Origin of the sequence: Halobaculum sp. MBLA0147, assembly GCF_041361345.1 — an archaeon.
In the GTDB taxonomy this organism is placed as follows: domain Archaea; phylum Halobacteriota; class Halobacteria; order Halobacteriales; family Haloferacaceae; genus JAHENP01.
The window spans coordinates 1,248,459-1,266,396 of sequence record NZ_JBGKAD010000001.1; the positions used below are offsets into that span (position 1 = coordinate 1,248,459).

Annotated in this window: 14 protein-coding genes and 1 tRNA gene; 12 read left to right on the forward strand and 3 right to left on the reverse strand. The window is 69.6% G+C overall.

The features are described from left to right. The first annotated feature begins 39 nt into the window (after positions 1 to 39). Together RYH80_RS06020 and RYH80_RS06025 are read left to right on the forward strand one after the other, a co-directional pair. A tRNA-Gln gene (locus RYH80_RS06020) sits at positions 40 to 112 on the forward strand. A 59-nt stretch (positions 113 to 171) separates the two neighbouring features. After that, positions 172 to 303: a hypothetical protein gene (locus RYH80_RS06025; RefSeq protein WP_370902946.1), complete on the forward strand. Its 132-nt coding sequence runs from the start codon at positions 172 to 174 to the stop codon at positions 301 to 303. A 57-nt stretch (positions 304 to 360) separates the two neighbouring features. On the opposite strand, the gene RYH80_RS06030 is transcribed toward RYH80_RS06025, so the two are convergent. Beyond that, positions 361 to 1,134 (reverse strand): PHP domain-containing protein, encoded by a 774-nt coding sequence (locus tag RYH80_RS06030; RefSeq protein WP_370902947.1) that lies wholly within the window; start codon positions 1,132 to 1,134, stop codon positions 361 to 363. A gap of 174 nt (positions 1,135 to 1,308) precedes the next feature. Continuing rightward, entirely contained in the window at positions 1,309 to 1,785 is a 477-nt protein-coding gene (locus RYH80_RS06035; protein WP_370902948.1) for a 50S ribosomal protein L11, read from the reverse strand. A gap of 167 nt (positions 1,786 to 1,952) precedes the next feature. On the opposite strand from RYH80_RS06035, the gene kdgK1 reads away from it, so the two are divergent. The 8 genes from kdgK1 to RYH80_RS06075 all read left to right on the forward strand — a co-directional run bounded on the left by kdgK1 (position 1,953) and on the right by RYH80_RS06075 (position 11,748). Then, positions 1,953 to 2,933, forward strand: a complete 981-nt coding sequence (gene kdgK1, locus RYH80_RS06040) for a bifunctional 2-dehydro-3-deoxygluconokinase/2-dehydro-3-deoxygalactonokinase (protein WP_370902949.1) — start codon at positions 1,953 to 1,955, stop codon at positions 2,931 to 2,933. A 149-nt stretch (positions 2,934 to 3,082) separates the two neighbouring features. Beyond that, a complete protein-coding gene (gene lipA, locus RYH80_RS06045) occupies positions 3,083 to 4,030 on the forward strand; it encodes a lipoyl synthase (RefSeq protein WP_370902950.1) in 948 nt (315 codons plus the stop codon). Between the two features lie 192 nt (positions 4,031 to 4,222). Beyond that, a complete protein-coding gene (locus RYH80_RS06050; protein WP_370902951.1) occupies positions 4,223 to 6,490 on the forward strand; it encodes a hypothetical protein in 2,268 nt (755 codons plus the stop codon). Between the two features lie 198 nt (positions 6,491 to 6,688). After that, positions 6,689 to 7,810 (forward strand): pyruvate dehydrogenase (acetyl-transferring) E1 component subunit alpha, encoded by a 1,122-nt coding sequence (pdhA, locus tag RYH80_RS06055; RefSeq protein WP_370902952.1) that lies wholly within the window; start codon positions 6,689 to 6,691, stop codon positions 7,808 to 7,810. A 2-nt stretch (positions 7,811 to 7,812) separates the two neighbouring features. Continuing rightward, positions 7,813 to 8,820 carry an alpha-ketoacid dehydrogenase subunit beta gene (locus RYH80_RS06060; protein ID WP_370902953.1) on the forward strand — a complete coding sequence of 336 codons (1,008 nt, stop codon included), beginning with the start codon at positions 7,813 to 7,815 and terminating at the stop codon, positions 8,818 to 8,820. A 3-nt stretch (positions 8,821 to 8,823) separates the two neighbouring features. After that, on the forward strand, positions 8,824 to 10,578 hold the full coding sequence (locus RYH80_RS06065; protein ID WP_370902954.1) for a dihydrolipoamide acetyltransferase family protein: 1,755 nt from the start codon (positions 8,824 to 8,826) through the stop codon (positions 10,576 to 10,578). Positions 10,579 to 10,790: 212 nt separating this feature from the next. Beyond that, entirely contained in the window at positions 10,791 to 11,372 is a 582-nt protein-coding gene (locus RYH80_RS06070; RefSeq protein ID WP_370902955.1) for a hypothetical protein, read from the forward strand. A gap of 172 nt (positions 11,373 to 11,544) precedes the next feature. Further along, complete coding sequence (locus RYH80_RS06075) at positions 11,545 to 11,748, forward strand: DUF8149 family protein (RefSeq protein ID WP_370902956.1); 204 nt, start codon at positions 11,545 to 11,547, stop codon at positions 11,746 to 11,748. A gap of 106 nt (positions 11,749 to 11,854) precedes the next feature. Here RYH80_RS06075 and RYH80_RS06080 read toward each other — a convergent pair whose 3' ends face one another. Beyond that, on the reverse strand, positions 11,855 to 13,819 hold the full coding sequence (locus RYH80_RS06080; RefSeq protein ID WP_370902957.1) for a DUF460 domain-containing protein: 1,965 nt from the start codon (positions 13,817 to 13,819) through the stop codon (positions 11,855 to 11,857). 124 nt (positions 13,820 to 13,943) lie between these two features. On the opposite strand from RYH80_RS06080, the gene RYH80_RS06085 reads away from it, so the two are divergent. After that, a complete protein-coding gene (locus RYH80_RS06085) occupies positions 13,944 to 16,658 on the forward strand; it encodes a PAS domain S-box protein (RefSeq protein ID WP_370902958.1) in 2,715 nt (904 codons plus the stop codon). 258 nt (positions 16,659 to 16,916) lie between these two features. Further along, on the forward strand, positions 16,917 to 17,936 hold the full coding sequence (locus tag RYH80_RS06090; RefSeq protein WP_370902959.1) for an ABC transporter ATP-binding protein: 1,020 nt from the start codon (positions 16,917 to 16,919) through the stop codon (positions 17,934 to 17,936). The last annotated feature ends 2 nt before the right edge of the window (positions 17,937 to 17,938 follow it).

Consider the following 17,938-nt stretch of genomic DNA (forward strand, 5'->3'; position numbering starts at 1 on the left):
ATAGACTCTTGTGCGACGGCCAGATAGGTTGCCCTGCACAGCTCTGTGGTGTAGCGGCCAATCATACGGGCCTTTGGAGCCCGTGACGGCGGTTCGAATCCGCCCAGAGCTACTAATTCTATCCCAGACCGGATAGAAACGCCTTTTACTACCGGTGTACGATGCATTCGTATGAGTAGTCGAACCAGTGAGGAGTCGGCATCCGAGAGGGAGTCGGAGTTCAGCGATCCAGGAGAGACTGGACTCCGTCGTGGGAGTGGGAAGGGACTGTTCAGCAGTATCGCGGCGCGTCTCTGGGACTGAGTTCCTTCGGTTCTACCGCTGTGCTACGGTGTGAGTGGAGGCTCCGTTGCACGACCACTACAACGGACACACGGGGTCGAGCCCGTACCGTTCGGCGCGTTCGCGCAGCGCCGGGATTCGTTCCGCGAAGTCCTCGGGGCGGTGAGCGTCCGAGCCGAGCGTGAACTCGACGCCCCGATCCAACAGCATCTCGAAGACGCGGCCCTCCGGGTGGAAGGAGGCGGGCTTGTCGTCGTCCTCGAAGCGACCGGCGTTCAACTCCGGCACCGTGCGGGAGCGTTCGAAGGCGTCGGCGACCATCTCGGCGTGTTCGCAGGTCGTGAACCCCGAGAGGTGTGGGTGTGACTCGACGATGTCGACGTGGGCCGCGATGTCGAACAGTTCGGAGTCGATCAACGAGACGACCGTCTCGTAGTAGTCGTCGACGAACGCGCGCCGCTCGGCCTCGCTCGCGTCGGCGAACGACCCCCACGGGAAGACGTAGCGGTCGCCGACGTAGTGGACCGACCCGAGCGTGTAGTCGAAGCCGGCGTCGGCGAGGAAGTCGGCGATCGCCTCCTCGGCGCCGGGCTCGTAGTCCACCTCGACGGCGTCGAACACCGTCAGCTCGGTCTCCTCGCGGACCGCCGCCAGCGCCTCGCGCCGGCGCTCGTGAGTCAGGTCGAAGGTGCGTGCGTACCGCGCCCGCTCGCGGCGGCGGTCGGGGTCCGGCGAGAGGTTACAGTGGTCGGCGAACCCGAGCGCCGACACGCCGGCGTCGGCCGCCGCCTCCAGCATGGCCCCGAACCGCCCACCGTCGGAGTAGAGCGAGTGGACGTGGTAGTCGTACACACCAGCGACTCGCGGCCCCACGAGTAAACAGTGTTCGTTCCCGGCACGACTGGCCAGGGAGAACACCCCCGGAGCCGCACGCGCGTAGAGAGCGCGCCGACGGTCGGCAGAGTGGTCGCCGTCGTCGGTTACCGAAGCGGTCGGCGCCGACAGTCGGCGACGTGGTCGCCGTCGTCAGTTGGCGAAGTGGTCGTCGTACTCGCCGTCGTCGATCCGCTGCTTGAACTCGCGGGCGTCGTTACCCTCGACGGTGACACCGAGCGAGGCGCAGGTACCGACGATCTCCTTGGCGGCGTTCTTCAGGTCGTACGCCAGCAGGTCCGTCTGTTTCTGCTCGGCGACCGTCTTCACCTGCTCGACCGTCATGTCGGCGACGAAGTCCTCCTGGGGCTCGCCCGAGCCGGTCTCGAAGCCGGCCTCGTCTTTGATCAGTTCCGCCGTCGGCGGCACACCGACCTCGATCTCGAAGGAGCCGTCCTCCTCGTAGTCGACGGTGACCGGCACTTCCATCCCGTCGAAGGCGGCGGTCTCGTCGTTGATCTCCTGCACGACAGCCTGCACGTCGACCGGCGTCGGACCGAGCTCCGGCCCGAGCGGCGGACCGGGGTCCACCTGGCCGCCGGGGACGAGTACTTCGATAGATCCAGCCATACCCGAGGATTCCACCGGCGCGGAGTTTAAGCGTTGTCTTCTCGCCCCAGCCGAGTGTGAGAGTGTAGCGTGGCGCGGTCGTGACCGTGCGGTGGCTGGCTCGCCGGGTCGTCTCTGGGCGGCGGCGAGCCCGCGACGTTTATCCCGTCGTCGGGCCGACTCCGGGTGTGACGGAACTCGTGACGTTCGGCGAGACGATGTTGCGACTCTCGCCGCCGGAGGGGGACCGGCTCGCGACCACGCGCACGCTCGAGGCCCGCGCCGGCGGGGCGGAGAGCAACGTCGCCGTCGCCGGGGCACGACTCGGCGCCGACACGGCGTGGCTCTCGAAGCTCCCGGACTCTCCACTGGGGGAGCGGATCGTCCACGAACTGCGCGGGCACGGCGTCGACACCCGCGTCGCCTGGGGCGACCCCGAGACGACGCGACTGGGGACGTACTACCTCGAACCCGGCGGCGAGCCGCGCGGGACGGACGTGATCTACGACCGCGCAGACGCGGCGATCACCACCGTCGCGACCGAAGAGTTGGCGACCGAGACGGTCGCGGACGCGACGTACTGTTACACGAGCGGGATCACACCCGCGCTGTCGGAGGAAGCCGCCGAGACGACGCGGGAGCTGCTCGCACACGCGCAGGCGAACGACACCACGACGGTGTTCGACCCGAACTACCGGGCGAAGCTGTGGGACACCGAGACCGCGCGGGCGGCCTACGAGGAGTTGTTCCCGGACGTGGACGTGTTGGTCGTCGCGCAGCGCGACGCCGCCGCGGTGTTGGGACGCGACGGGGCCGGGTCGACGGCGGGGACGCCGGCCGAGCGGGTCGCGCGGGGGCTGATCGCGGACTTCGACTTCGAGACGGTGGTCGTGACGCGCGGCGACGAGGGGGCGCTGGCGGTCCACGAGGGGGACGTGTACGACCAACCCGTCTACGAGGCGGAGACGTTGGACCCAATCGGCACCGGCGACGCCTTCGTCGGCGGGTTCCTCGCACGGCGACTCGACGGCGGGGGCGTCGACGAGGCGCTGTCGTGGGGGGCCGCGACGGCGGCACTGAAACGCACCGTCGCGGGTGACCTCGCGGTCGTCTCCCCCGACGAAGTCGCCGCCGTCGTCGACGAGGCGAGCGGTGGGATCGACCGCTGACTCGGCCCCACCGAGACACGGGCGGCCGGTCACGGTCGGGTGGCACCCGTCTGCCGAGCCGCCCGCGTCGAGGGTGACCGACCGCCGAGTCGCTCCAGTCGCGCGACGGACAACCCCACGTTTTTGACGGCGCCACTCCAAGTGTGGGTATGAGCAGTCGGCGGCGGAAGCCGGACTGGCTGAAGATGCGACCCCCGTCGGGGCAGCGGTTCGCGGAGATCAAGTCGACGCTCCGCGAGCACGACCTCCACACGGTGTGTGAGGAGGCGAACTGCCCGAACCTCGGGGAGTGTTGGAGCGGGAGCGACGGCCCCGGCAGCGGTCCCGGGACGGCGACGTTCATGTTGATGGGCGACCGCTGTTCCCGCGGCTGTAACTTCTGTGACGTGGAGACCGGCGGGATGGACCCGCTGGACGAGGACGAACCCGCGAACGTCGCGGACGCGGTCGCGGAGATCGGCCTCGACTACGTCGTGTTGACCTCCGTCGACCGCGACGACCTGCCGGACGGCGGGTCGCGACACTTCGCGGAGACGATCCGCGAGATCAAGCGTCGCGACCCGGAGATCATGGTCGAGGTGTTGATCCCGGACTTCGGCGGCGACGAGACCGCCGTCCGACGGATAATCGACGCCGAGCCGGACGTGATCGCACACAACGTCGAGACCGTCGAGCGGCTCCAGTGGCCGGTGCGGGACCGCCGCGCGGGGTACGAGCAGACGCTGGACGTGCTCGAACAGGTCGACCGGGAGTCCGACATCCACACGAAGACGAGCATCATGCTCGGGCTCGGCGAGTACGACCACGAGGTGTACCGGACGCTGCGGGACCTCCGGAACGTCGGCGTCGACATCGTCACGCTGGGCCAGTACCTCCAGCCGTCGCGCTCGCACCTCGACGTGTTCGAGTACGTCCACCCGGACGCCTTCGAGACGTGGCGCCGCGTCGCCGAGGAGGAACTCGACTTCCTCTACTGTGCCTCCGGCCCGATGGTCCGCTCGTCGTACAAGGCCGGCGAACTGTTCGTCGAGGCGCTGTCGCGGGAGGGGACCTCCGTCGAGGCCGCCCGCGCCGAGGCACGCGCCGCGAGCGACTGATCGCGCGCGACCGACCCCTCGGGCGAGACTGCCCCCCCCACGAACGATCCACTCCCCGCGAGTGACCGAACCGCGCGCGCCGTCGCCGCCGGACACAGTGTTCACTCACTCTCTGTCCTATTTTATCATCTCAGCCAGACGATTACAACGGAAAAGTCGTTGTGTCCCGAGCCCGAACCACCGGCACGGACGATGGAGACGACGTGGCTCGCGGACGGGCTGCGGGTGACGGACGCCGCGAAGAACACCGTCGTCGTCGGTCTCGACGGCTGGGACGAGAGCGTGCCGGCCCCGTCCGTCGCGGCGGCGTTGGGGGCAGTCGACACCGGTCCGGAGGAGCCGTCGAGCCCCGTCTCCGGCAGCGTCGAGCGAATCCGGTACCCGCCGGTCGCCTCGGCGGTGATCGACCTCGCGGACGGAGCGCGACGGGACGTACTCGGCGAGGAGTCGGTGTCGGTGCCACCGGGACCGCACCTGTTGCGTGCCGAGGCGAGCGTCCGGGTCTACGTGCGGTTCGACGGCCCGGCGACGCTGTCGCTGGAACGACTCCGCGATCCGGACACCGACAGGCGGTTCGAACTCCGGTTCGCGGAGCCGACCCCGGTGTCGCTCGCGTTCGGACGAGGGTTCGACTCGACCGCGTCGACGGTGACCGTCCCGCGGACGCCGGAGGGCGTGGCGACGGCGCTGTCGGTGTCGGCGGCCGCCGTCGAGACGGCGTCGCCGGACCGCTCGTGGCCGACACAGCGCACCCGACCGCCGCGAGTGACGTTCGGCGAGACGGTGTCCGTGCCGGAGTCACTCGCCGTTGATCGCGTCCAGTCGGAGATTCGGCTCGTCGTCCCGCGGGACCTGCGGTACCTGGTCACCGGTGCGTCGCTGGCACACTACCTCGGCGCGACCGTGCTGGCGGTGCCGGACGCGGATCCACGGCTGGTCGTCGGCGACCACGTCGAGCCGCTGGGTGAGATCGACACGTTCGAGCGGCGGACAACGGCACTCCTGCGGCGGTGTTTCTACCTCGACTGTGTCGCCCGCGGTGCGGGGCCACACGGCGGCCCGCTGGCGGCCGCGGGGACCCTCGACGAGTTGGGCCTGGACGCCGAGCGGCTGTACGAGGCGCCGCTGGCGGAACGTGTCCGGCGGTACCTCGCGGCGCCGTTCGAGACGGTCACAGACGAGTTCCCGGAGTGGCACCTCTCCGTGTCGGTCGCGCCGCGATACGAGCACGTCCCCACGCTGCAGGCGCTGTTGCCCGACCTCCCGCACGTCTTCCGGCCGGCGGGACGGGAGTTGTCGGAGACGGAGTGGTTGGAACTGTCCGTCGAGGACCGACTCGGGCGCGACCGGCCGACGACGGGCGACACGACCGCCCTCGCTCGCGGACGGACGACCGACGGGGGGACGGGAACTCTCGGTCGGGGCGTCGAGGTCGACGACACCGAGACGACGACCCGCGAAGTGTCGAACGACGACACCGAGACGACGACCCGCGAAGTGTCGAACGACGACACCGAGACGACGACCCGCGAAGTGTCGAACGTCGAGTTGGTGCGACCACGGCCGCGGCCGGGGCGGACGCGCGGGTGGTTGGCGGACGGCGTCCCGGTCGGCGGGTTCGAGATCGTCCCGGCCGCCTACGAGAACCGGGCGCAGTACCTCGACGACGGTGAGGGACCGCTGCGGGTCGTCGCGGTGTTGAACGACGCGTCGATGCGCGCCGAACACGACCGAGCGGTCGCCCACTACGAGTCGCGCGCCGATCGGCTGAACGCCGACGTGACGGTACGACGGAACCTCTCGACGGCGGAGTTGGCACGCACCTTCGAGGCGGAGTCGGACCTCCTCCACTTCGTCGGCCACCGCGACGAGGCGGGGCTGGCGTGTCCGGACGGTCACCTCGCGACGAGCAGTCTCTCGACCTCGCGAGCACGGACGTTCTTCCTGAACGCCTGTGGCTCGTACCCGGAGGGGCGCACGTTGATCGAGAAGGGCTCCGTCGCGGGTGGCGTCACCTTCGAGCGCGTCCTCGACGACCAGGCGGCGCGGGTCGGGACGACGTTCGCGCGGCTGATGGTGCTCGGGTTCTCCGTCCAACGCGGGCTCGACTACGCCCGGCGGCAGATCCTGACGCCGCGCGACTACGCCGTCGTCGGCGACGGCTCGCACGTCGTCGCCCAGAACGACTCGCTGGTGCCGCCGCGTCGGTGGCTGTTCGACGACGGGGACGACCGGTACCGACTCTTGATCGACGCCGCCGAGATCTGGGCCCACGGCGGCGAGAGCAGGTCGACACTGGTCGACGACGACGAGCGGTACCTGTACGGTCGCGAACGGGTGTACACGCTGGAGCCGGCGACGCTCGACCGCTACCTCGCGACCGCCGAGGCTCCCATCGTGTACGACGAGCGCCTGTGGTGGCCCGCCGACCTCCGCGCCGAACTCCTCGACTCGGGGTAGGCCGCACGGCGGCCGATACTGTGGCGGGGGCGGTGGTCTCGTCGGGAACGCCGAACGTCGAACCGTCCACCCGGGACACCGAACGTACGTTCGATCCCGGCGCCGTCCGGGAGGTGTCCGGCCTGGCGTCGGCTGGCAAAACTTACGAAAACACTATGCCGCGAGAGGGGAAGGTTGTGGTATGCGAAGGTGGGTACCGTGAGTACGCTCGAGCGCGATCCGACGGAGGACATGGTACGGGTACTCGACGAGGACGGGGGCGTCGTCGGCGACGTGCCGGACCTCGACGAGGACGAACTCGTGGAGATGTACCGCCAGATGCGGCTGGCGCGTCACTTCGACGAGCGGGCCGTCTCCCTGAACCGGCAGGGACGGATGGGCACCTACCCGCCGCTGGCGGGGCAGGAGGGTGCCCAGATCGGCTCCGCGATGGCACTGGCCGAAGACGACTGGATGGTCCCGTCCTACCGGGAGCACGCCGCCGCCGTGGTGCGTGGGCTCCCGCTGCGGGACACGCTCCGCTACTGGATGGGTGACGAACGGGGCAACTCCGTCCCGGAGGACGCGAACATCTTCACCGTCGCCGTCCCCATCGCCTCCCAGATCCCCCACGCGACGGGGATGGCGTGGGCACACGAGCTCCAGTCGGAGTCCGTCGACCGGGCGTTCCTCTGTTACTTCGGCGACGGGGCGACCAGCGAGGGAGACTTCCACGAGGGACTGAACTTCGCGGGCGTGTTCGACACCCCGAACGTCTTCTTCTGTAACAACAACCAGTGGGCGATCTCGGTGCCCCGCGAACGCCAGACTGCCTCCGAGACGCTGGCCCAGAAGGCCGAGGCGTACGGCTTCGAGGGCGTCCAGGTGGACGGGATGGACCCGCTGGCCGTCTACAGCGTCACCCGCGAGGCGCTCCAGAAGGCGAAAGAGCCCGACGAAGACCAACTCCGCCCGACGATGATCGAGGCGGTCCAGTACCGGTTCGGCGCACACACGACCGCCGACGACCCCTCCGTCTACCGCGAGGAGGAGGAGGAGGAACGCTGGCGGGCGAAGGACCCGATCCCACGCTTGGAGTCGTACCTGCGGAGTCAGGACATCTTGGACGACGACCGCGTGGAGGCGATCGGCGAGAGCGTCGAGGACGAGGTGGCGGACGCCATCGACGCGGCGGAGGCGATGTCCGACCCCGGACCGGACCCGCAGTCGATGTTCGAGCACGTGTACGCGGAACAGACGCCGGAGTTGCGCGAGCAGGCGGCCGAGTTCGCGCGACTCCGCGAGGAGTACGGCGACGGCGCCTTCCTCGAGGAGGAGTGACCATGAGCACACAGGAACACGACACCGAGGCGACACAGAGCCTCACGCTGGTACAGGCGGTACGCGACGGACTCGAGACGGAGATGGCCGCGGACGAGGACGTGGTCGTGATGGGCGAAGACGTCGGCGCCAACGGCGGCGTCTTCCGCGCGACGGAGGGGCTGTACGAGGAGTTCGGCGGCGACCGCGTGATCGACACGCCGCTGGCGGAGTCCGGCATCGTCGGGACGGCCGTCGGGATGGCTGCGATGGGGATGCGGCCGGTCGCGGAGTGTCAGTTCTCCGGGTTCATGTACCCCGGCTTCGACCAGATCGTCTCGCACATGCCGCGGCTCCGCACCCGCTCGCGCGGGCGGTTCACCTGTCCGATGGTGTTGCGCGCGCCGTACGGCGGCGGGATCCGCGCGCCGGAACACCACTCGGAGTCGAAGGAGGCGTTCTACGCCCACGAGGCGGGGCTGAAGGTCGCCATCCCGTCGACGCCGTACGACACGAAGGGGATGTTGATCGCCGCGATCCGCGACCCGGACCCGGTCGTCTTCCTCGAACCGAAGCTGATCTACCGGGCGTTCCGCGGCGACGTGCCGGAGACGGACTACGAGGTGCCGCTGGGCGAGGCCGCGGTGCGCCGCGAGGGGACGGACGTGTCGGTGTTCACCTACGGCGCGATGACGCGGCCGACGATGGCCGCCGCCGAGGAGTTGGCCGAGGATGGGATCGACGCCGAGGTGATCGACCTCCGGTCCGTCTCGCCGCTGGACCGCGAGACGATCGTGGAGTCGTTCCAGAAGACGGGTCGTGCGTGCGTCGCCCACGAGGCCCCGAAGACCGGTGGGCTAGCCGGGGAGATCACCGCCATCCTGCAGGAGGAGGCGCTGTTGTACCAGGAGGCGCCGGTCAAGCGCGTGACGGGGTACGACGTGCCGTACCCGCTGTACGCGCTGGAAGACTACTACATGCCCAACGAAGCCCGGATCGCAGACGGGATCAAGGAGGCGGTGGAGTTCTAGACGATGGCACGCGAAGAGTTCAAGCTCCCCGACGTCGGCGAGGGCATCGCCGAGGGGGAACTGGTCAACTGGCTCGTCGACGAGGGTGACAGGGTCACCGAAGACCAGCCGGTCGCCGAGGTGGAGACGGACAAGGCGCTGGTCGACGTCCCGTCCCCGTTCGACGGGATCGTGGCGGAGTTGCTCGCCGAGGAGGGGGAGATGGTCCCCGTCGGCGACGTGATCGTCGTGTTCGAGTCCGACGAGCCCGAGGCGGACGACGCGACGGGCGGCGAACCGAGCGACGCCGGATCGGACGCGACCGACACCGGGGCGGACGCGGGCGGCGCGGACGCGGGCGGCGCGACGGGTGGTGCCGCGGGTGACGGCACCACGGCCGCGGCGGGCGGCGACGGCGCCGCCGAGACCGCCGACGCGGCGGAGAACGGCGGCGGCGAGTTGGACGTCTCCGACGGGCGCGTGTTCGCGCCGCCGTCGGCGCGACGCGCCGCACGCGAACACGGCGTCGACATCACCGAGGTCGAGGGGACCGGGCCGAGCGGGCGGATCACCGTCAACGACGTGCGCGAACACGCCGCGTCCGCCGGTGGCGACGACGTGGACGGGCCGAAGTCGGTCGACCTCGACAGCGGCCAGACGGTCGTCTCCGGCGACGGAGCGACGGGTGCCGACGGAGCGAGTGCGGCGAACGGGGCCGACGCTACAGGGACCACCGAGAGCGCGGGTGGTGCCGGTGCGGCAGGCGGTGCCGGTGGCGCAGCCAGCGTGGAGTCGGCGGACCGCGAGACGACACTCGCCGCCCCGGCGACACGACGGGTCGCGGAGGAGGAGGGTGTCGACCTCGACGCCGTCCCGACAGACGAGACCCGCGACGGCGAGGCGTTCGTCACCGCCGAGGAGGTCCACGCCTACGCCGAGGCCCAGCGGACGGCCCAGGCCGCCGACGCCGCGGCCGCCGGGAGCGCGACCGAGGCCGGCACGGCCGACGCAGCTGGTGGTGCCGGCGGCGCGACGGCAGGTGTAGCGGCCGGCAGCGGGGCGAGCGGGGACGCGAGCGGCGACGGCGTCGCGGACCGGGTGCCGTACCGCGGCGTCCGGAAGACGATCGGCGAGAAGATGGCGGAGTCGAAGTACACCGCGCCCCACGTCACCCACCACGACACGGCGACGGTGGACGACCTCGTCGAGACCCGCGAGCGGCTCGCGCCGCGGGCCGACGAGCGCGACGTGTCGCTCACCTACACCCCGTTCGTGGTGAAGGCGGTCGTGGCCGCGCTCGAAGAGTACCCGATCCTCAACTCCCAGTTGAACGAGGACGAGGAGGAGATCGTGATCCACGACGAGTACCACGTCGGGATCGCGGTCGCGACGGACGCCGGCCTGATGGTGCCGGTCGTAGAGAACGCCGACGAGAAGGGACTCGTCGAACTGTCGGCGGAGATCACCGACCTGGCGACGCGCGCCCGGAACCGGGAGCTGTCGCCCGACGAACTCCGCGGGAGTACGTTCACCATCTCGAACTTCGGCGTGTTCGGCGGCGAGTACGCGACGCCGATCATCAACTACCCGGAGACGGCGATCCTCGGGCTGGGCGAACTCGAGGAGCGTGCCGTCGCCGAGGACGGCGAGGTGCGTGCCGCGCCGACACTGCCGCTGTCGGTGTCGATCGACCACCGCGTGATCGACGGCGCCGAGGCCGCGCAGTTCGCCAACACCGTGATGGAGTACCTGGAGTCGCCGGAACTCCTCCTGCTGTGAGGTGACGCGGCAGGGACGCCGCGTCTCGACGCTCCTCACCGTCTGCCCCGTGAGACGGGTGAGCCCGTCGAGTCTCTGTCTGCCTCGTCGACGACGGATCGTGTGTCGCCAGGGCGTCGTCAGGCCCGTATTATTAGTTTTCTAACAGAAATTCTACCCTGGCTTACGCTAATCTTCTTCACAGTCGCGACACGAGTCACGGGTGCCGACACATGACCGACGACGAAGACGGAACCAGCAGACGGAGTGTCTTGAGACGTATCGGAGCGACGACTGTCGCGGCCAGTGGCTTCGCGGCGACCGCCAGCGCCACCTCGGGGTCGTCCGACGACGTCGCGCGAGTGAGTGACGAGGTGGTGCAGAGTGAGTTCGAACCGGCGGTGGCTCGTACCGTCGAGCGGCTGGTGGAGCGTGGAGTTCTGTCGGGCTCCGTCGACGTCGACGCGCTGCACGACGCGACCCGACGTAGCGACCGGTTCGCGGACATCGACGTACGTCGACTGCAGGTCGGAGCGGGAGGAGACTATCTCCAGGCGTCTCCGAGCGGTTCCTCCGAGGTCGGCCTGTTCGTGGACCGAGGCCGAGACGTCGCGTACGCGGCAGTCCGGGGAGAGGCTGGTGTCGAGATCCTGAGTCCCCAGTTCGACGACAGACGAGTCACGACCGCCGGGAAGTGTGGCACCGAGTGCTTCGACGACCCGACCTGTCCGCTCGACACTGGGTTCCAAGAGACGTACTACATCAAGGAACTCGACAGTTGTGTCCCGTACCTGACCGGCTGCGGTTGTCCGTGACGAGCTGACGCCGTCGGTGTAGCCGAGGCCAGGTGGCACCGATCCGACGGGGTGGGTTCGTCCGCACCCCGTCTGTCGGCTCGTGTCGTCGACGACGGCTCACCTCTCGCGTCCCACCAGACTACGGTGTCGAACCGACTCGTTTACCAACAGTGACGCCGACCGACCGAGCGTGAGCGACGAGCCAACAGTGCCCGTGGTCTGCCCGACGTGTGACACGGAGACGACGGTCCCGCTCGCGGAGGTAGAAGACGCCGTCGAGAGTCACAACGACCGCCTCCACGACGGCGAGGCGGTCGCCGAGGTCGACCCCGCGCTCGCCGAACAACTCGCCGACGTGATCGCGGAGGACATGGGACTGCTCGACGAGGAGTGAGGAGACGGCCGCTCGCCCGCAGACGGACGCGCCCCGAGGCGGCCGTCGACCCGTCGACGAGCGTGATCCGAGACGGCTGCCCACCAACCGCCGGACACCCGCAGACTCAGCCGGACTCGGCGCGGTGTTCGGAGATGATCTCGTCGACCATCTCGGCGGTCTGCTGGCGTTCGCGCTCTTCGGCACGACGCTCCCAGTCGTCGATCACCGCCTGCACGTCGCTCTCGCGGGCGACGGCGAGGTCGTCGACCTCCTGCATCTGTACGTCCTCGGCGGGGCCGACCGGCACGTCCGCCTCGAACAACACCTCGTCGGCGGCGTCCGAGAGCCCACCCGAGCGCAACACGACGCGCGGGTCCGTGGCGACGAGCCGTTCTGCGGTCGCTCGACCCGCGCCGGAGGCGTCGCGCAAGTACACCACGTCGCCCGAGGCGAGCCCGTACTGCTCGTCGGCCGCGCGGATGTCGTCTTTCGTGAACTGCTCGACGACCTTCACCGGGACGAGGTCGCGGCCCTCGGCCACGTCCGCGAAGTCGTCGTGGTCGAGCTTCCACAGCGTCTTCAGCCGCGCGAGCTTCTCCTCCATCGCCTCGAGGTCCGCCCGTGCCTCGTCGCGTTGTCGCTCCAGGCGGTCGTTCTCGCGCCGGAGTCGCGTCACCTCCCGGTCGCGGCGCGCCTCGCGGCGCTCCTCGCGGCGGGCGTCGGACAGCTCCGTCTCCAACTCCGCGATCCGGTCGTCCTTCTCGTCGAGTTCCGCCTGGAGGTCGTCCGTGTGGCTCTGGAGCCGCTCGACCTGCGCCTCCAACTCGCGGATGCGCCGCTCCTCCTCGCTCAACTCCGGCTCCTCGTGGCCGTCGTCGTCCTCCTCGGGCTCCGGGTCGTCGCTCAACTCCCGGAGCACCGCCTCGACGGACGCCTCCCCGGAGACGACGCGGGCGATCACCTCGTCGCGGTCGACCCCGGCGGGCACCTTGCGGGCGATCCGCTCGAACTGGTCCTCGTGGTCGTCGAGCGCGTACAGCGCCGCCGCCATCGCGTCCCGCTCGTGGTCGTTCTCGTAGTCGTACTCGCGCGTCCGGTGGAGCTTCTCGTCGACCGGCAGGTCCGTCTCCGGGGTCCACCCGGCGGCGTCGAACGAGCGCCGGAACTGCTCGACCGTCTCCGGCATCGGCGTCACGTCCGCCGCGACGACGATCGGCCGACCCCGCTCGACGAGCCACTCGATCACGTCCGCGGTGTCGGCGGTTCGCGTCGAGTGGACGTCGTGGACCTGCCCGTCGAGCCCGACGACGGCGACGGCTGTCGTCGTCCCCGGGTCGATCCCGACGAGGACGTGGTCGCGCCGCTGGACCAGCGGCTCGAACTCGATCCCGTCCTTCCGCTCGCGGTCGATCTCGATCCGCGTGTCGCCAGCGCGTTCCCGCGAGACCGGCAGTTCCTCCGGCGTCGCCTCGACGGTGAAGACGGCGTTCTGGAACCCCCCGTACTTCTCCGTCACGTCGCGTTCGTACGCGAGGTTCGCGTCCTCGAGCATCGACTCCACCTCGCGGGCACGCTTCTTCACGTTGCCGTGGATGCGGCGGGTGTAGCGGTCCTGACTCCAGCCGCCGGAGCCGGTCGAGCGACCGCGCGAGACCTTCACCGTCGTCGTGTCCGCGAAGGCGGTCACCTCGTAGCCGACGTTGGCGGCCGCGAGCCGGGCGGCCGCCTCCGCCTCCTGCATCGGGTCGTCGCCGTACGGGACGCCGTGGCGGGCCGCGACCCGCGAGAGCGGCTCCGGGCGCTCGTCGCCGGTCACCTGGACCAGCGACGTACCGCCCGGCAGCGAGCGGAGGAAGCGGACGAGCGCGTCCTTGTCGGCCGCGAGCTCGTACATGTTGTCCGTCCCCACCAGCGCGGGTTCGACCTCGTCGATCCGCCGCCGGAGCTTCCGGTGGCTCACCACGTCGCGTGTCACCGCCTCCCCGTCGAACTCGACCAGCGCGTAAGAGGGACTGTCCCCCCGAACGTCGCCGCTCTGTACGTCGACACCGAACACGACCGAGTCGAGCGCACTCGTCCGGGCGTTCACGCACCACCGTACGGGTGTGAGTGACAAAAACTCCGCGGGGGTGGCGACCGCCGAGCCGACGGTCGACGCGAGGTGGGTCCAGGCGCGACACAGACTTTTGACGAACCAGTCCCTTGCGGCCGGTATGCCGACCGACCCGTCCGTCCTCTGTCTCCCCCCGAGCGAGGAGGACGGCGACGAACTCGCCGCCGCTCTCGCGGACGCCGAGGCCGTCACTACCACGGTCGCGTCCCCCACAGATCCGCCAGAGGATCCCGCCTCGTCGTTCGACTGTGTGGTGGTCACACCCGCGTCGCTCGACGAACCGGCCGTCGAGACGGTCGTGGGGAAGCCGCTGCCGGTGGTGCTCACGGACGGCGGGACAGACGTGCTCCCGGAGACGGTCGCTCGCGTGGCGACCGGAGAGCGTCGCCCGACCGCGGACAACCCGATCGAGAGCGGCGGGCTGCTCGACCCGGCAGAGAGCGACGACGACACGACGCCCGGCGCGGCGACGGCGGAGGCGAGCACGGCGGGGCCGGCGGCCGCGGGGACCGACGCCTCGGGGTTCGCGGCCGCCGCCGAGGAGACGTTCGACCCCGAGGTGCTCAAGCGGGCCGTCGACGCCGCACAGACGCCGCTGACGCTCAGCGATCCGAGCCGTCCGGACAACCCGATGGTGTACGTCAACGAGGCGTTCGAGCGGGTGACCGGCTACGACGCCGAGGCGTGTCTCGGGCGCAACTGCCGGTTCCTGCAGGGGCCGGAGACGGACGAGCGGGCCGTCGAGCAGATCAGGGCGGCCATCGACGCCCGCGAGCCGGTCACGGTGGAGTTGACGAACTACACCGCCGACGGGGAGCCGTTCCGCAACCGGCTCACCGTCACGCCGGTGTACGACGACGGGGAGTTGGTCCACTTCCTCGGCTCACAGGAGGACGTGACCGACGAGTGGCGGGCGCGCCGCGACGCCGAGTTGGTGCGGAGTCTCGTCAACGAGGCCAACGACCTCGTGTTGGTGACGGACCCGGAGACCGGCGAGATCGTCGACGCGAACCGGACGGCCTGCGAGGAGTTGGGGTACGACTACGCGACGCTGACGGACATGACGCCGGCCGGCGTCGACCCGCGGTTCGACGACGCCGACGACTACCGCGCGTACCTCGACGACGGCGACGGCGCCATCGAGCAGTCGACCACCGAGGGCCGCTTCCAGCGCGCGGACGGCTCGACGTTCCCCGTCGAGGTGACCGGCCGCGTCACGGAGTTCGACGGCCGGCAGTACCGGCTCGCCATCGCACGCGACATCACGGAGCGGAAGCGGCGCGAGCGCCGCCGACGCGAGCTGTCGGCCGCCATCGAGGAGCTGTACGCGGTCGACAGCCAGACCGCGGTGGCGGACACGGCCGTCGAGATCACCGCGCGGGCGCTGGACCTGGAACTGTCGGCGGTCCGGCTCCGCGACGAGACCGGCCACCGGCTGGAGCCGGTGGCGATCAGCCCCGCGGCGGTGGACGCCGCCGCCGACGACGCCGAACTCGCGGCCGCGTTCCCCGCCTACGACATCGACGGCTCCGCACCCCACGCGGAGGCGTACGCGACGGGCGAGCCGGTTCGGGTCACGGACACGGCGGTGCTCACCGACGGCCACGAGCGGCCGGCGGTGGACGCGTTGGTGTGTCTCCCGTTGGGCGCCCACGGCGTGTTCAGCGTCGGCGCGCACGCCGACGAGACGCTCACGGACGGGGACGTGGAGCTGTTGGAACTGTTCGCGGGCAACGTCCGCGCCGCACTCGACAGGCTGGCCGTCGAGCGGCGTGTTCGCGAGCAGCGCGACGACCTGCAGGTGCTCAACCAGATGGTGCGCCACGACATCCGCAACGACCTGCAGGCGACGCTGGCGTTCGCCGAGACCATCGCCGACGTGGGCGAGGGTGACGTGGCCGAGTTCGCCGACCGGATCGTCGAGTCGACGCGCAACGCGATGGAGTTGACCAAGACCGCCCGCGACCTCGGCGAGACGATGCTCCAACCGGAGCGCGAACGGAAGCCGATCCCGTTGCGCGGGACGGTTCAGTCGCAACTCGACGAGGTGCGCTCGACCGCACAGGGGGCGGTGATCACCACCGACGGGACGATCCCGCGGGTGGACGTGCTCGCCGACGACATGTTCGACTCGGCCGTGCGGAACCTCCTGACGAACGCGGTCGAACACAACGACGGCGCCGTCCCGGAGGTGACCGTGTCCGCGACGGTCGAGGAGGGGGACGACGACGGTCCCGACCGCTGGGCGACACTGCGGGTCGCCGACGACGGGCCGGGTGTGCCGCCAGACCGGCGCGAGGAGATCTTCGGGAAGGGGGAGAAGGGCCTCGACAGCGAGGGCACCGGGATCGGACTGTACCTCGTCCAGACGCTCGCCGAGAACGCCGGCGGCGAGGTGTGGGTCGAGGACGGCGACCCGGAGGGAGCGGTGTTCGTCCTCCGACTCCCGGTCGCGGAGCGAGACGACTGGGCCGGCGGCGGAGACGGCGGCGTAGGCGACGAGTCGGTCGTCGGCGTCGGCGGCGTCGAGGGTGTCGAGAGTACACAGGGCGCCGAGAGTGTAGCGAGTGCCGAGAGTGCCGGGAGCGCAGAGAGTGGCGACGACACCGACGCGTTCGCTGCGGCGATCGGCCCGGAGACGACCGATCCCGTCGAGAACGGCTACGACGGCAGTGGTGGCGAGGACGGACACGGCGGCGAGGCTGCAGAGGACGACGCCGCCACGGAAGGTGAGAGCGACGGCGGAGACGACGGTGGTGACGCCGCGGAAGGTAATGGCGACGGCGAAGACGACGGCGGCGACGCCCGGGCCTGAGCGGTCGGTCGCGGTGGGGGACGGAGTCACGTCGTCGCCCGGTCGGGTGCGTCTCGACGCTACCCACTCCCGTCAGTCGTCGTCCGTCCCCGGCTCGCCGGTCGCGGCGTCGGTGCCGCGTTCGGCCATCGTCTCAGCGAGACGATCGATACGTAGAGTGTATCTTCGCGAAATCTGTCCGAGACGGCGTGTCGTCGTACGAAGAACATAGATAGAAACTGCGTCAAATTCTTAACCTTATAATATGACTATAGACACGTGACAGACGATAAAACGAGAGACGATATAGCAATACGTGTCGATCGTCTTCACAAAACGTTCGGTGGGGAGGACGGCACGACTGCCGTCGACGGGGTCAGTTTCGAGGTCCCCTCGGGATCTGTCGTCGGAATCCTCGGTCCGAACGGTGCCGGGAAGACGACGACGATCAAGTCGATTCTCGGCTTAGTCCAGCCCGACGCAGGTGAGATAGAGGTCTCGAACATCGACGTACGAGAACAGCCGCGGGCTGCCTACGCTCGGATGGGTGCGATACTCGAGGGCGCACGGAACATCTACTGGCGGCTCACCGTCCGCGAGAATCTCGAGTTCTTCGCAGGGTTAGGAGGAGATCACCCGGAGCGTCTACGAGAACGTCACGACAGGTTACTCGAGCGGTTCGAACTCGCCGACTGGGCGGACACGCCTGTCCGGGAACTCTCACGGGGAATGAAGCAGAAGGTGTCTCTCGCCACGACACTCGCGAGAGATGTCGACGTCGTGTTCATGGACGAACCGACTCTCGGTCTCGACGTGGAAGCGTCGGTCGAACTCCGGTCCGAACTCCGACGGCTGTCGGCTGACGAGGAGGTGACAGTCGTCCTGACCAGTCACGACATGGACGTGATCGAACAGGTCTGTGACAGTGTGATACTACTCACCGACGGGTCCGTACTCACACACGAAGAGGTCGATCGGTTGATCGACACGTTCCGGACCAAGGAGTACCGTGTGACGCTCGCGGCACCCGTCTCCGACGACGTTCGCCGGCGTGTCGAACGTGTTACAGACGCGGACTGGGAGCGCAGCGGTGATCGCGTGTCGGTAGCGTTCCGGGCACCCAGAGGCGAGACGGTCTACGACGTGGTCGAGCTGCTCTCCGACGCCGGCATCGAACTACGTGACATCGAGTCGATGGAGCCGAACCTCGAAGATGTCTTCCTCCACCTAACCGAGGAGACGACGGAGTCGTCGGAGTTCGACGGCCTCGATCAGGTGGCAGAACGGGGGCGATCGTGACT

Excerpts from the sequence above, each read along its gene's own strand:
- RYH80_RS06025 (WP_370902946.1), top strand. The coding sequence starts at position 172 with ATGAGTAGTCGAACCAGTGAGGAGTCGGCATCCGAGAGGGAGTCGGAG.
- RYH80_RS06035 (WP_370902948.1), bottom strand. The coding sequence starts at position 1,785 with ATGGCTGGATCTATCGAAGTACTCGTCCCCGGCGGCCAGGTGGACCCC.
- lipA (WP_370902950.1), top strand. The coding sequence starts at position 3,083 with ATGAGCAGTCGGCGGCGGAAGCCGGACTGGCTGAAGATGCGACCCCCG.
- RYH80_RS06050 (WP_370902951.1), top strand. The coding sequence starts at position 4,223 with ATGGAGACGACGTGGCTCGCGGACGGGCTGCGGGTGACGGACGCCGCG.
- RYH80_RS06060 (WP_370902953.1), top strand. The coding sequence starts at position 7,813 with ATGAGCACACAGGAACACGACACCGAGGCGACACAGAGCCTCACGCTG.
- RYH80_RS06065 (WP_370902954.1), top strand. The coding sequence starts at position 8,824 with ATGGCACGCGAAGAGTTCAAGCTCCCCGACGTCGGCGAGGGCATCGCC.
- RYH80_RS06070 (WP_370902955.1), top strand. The coding sequence starts at position 10,791 with ATGACCGACGACGAAGACGGAACCAGCAGACGGAGTGTCTTGAGACGT.
- RYH80_RS06085 (WP_370902958.1), top strand. The coding sequence starts at position 13,944 with ATGCCGACCGACCCGTCCGTCCTCTGTCTCCCCCCGAGCGAGGAGGAC.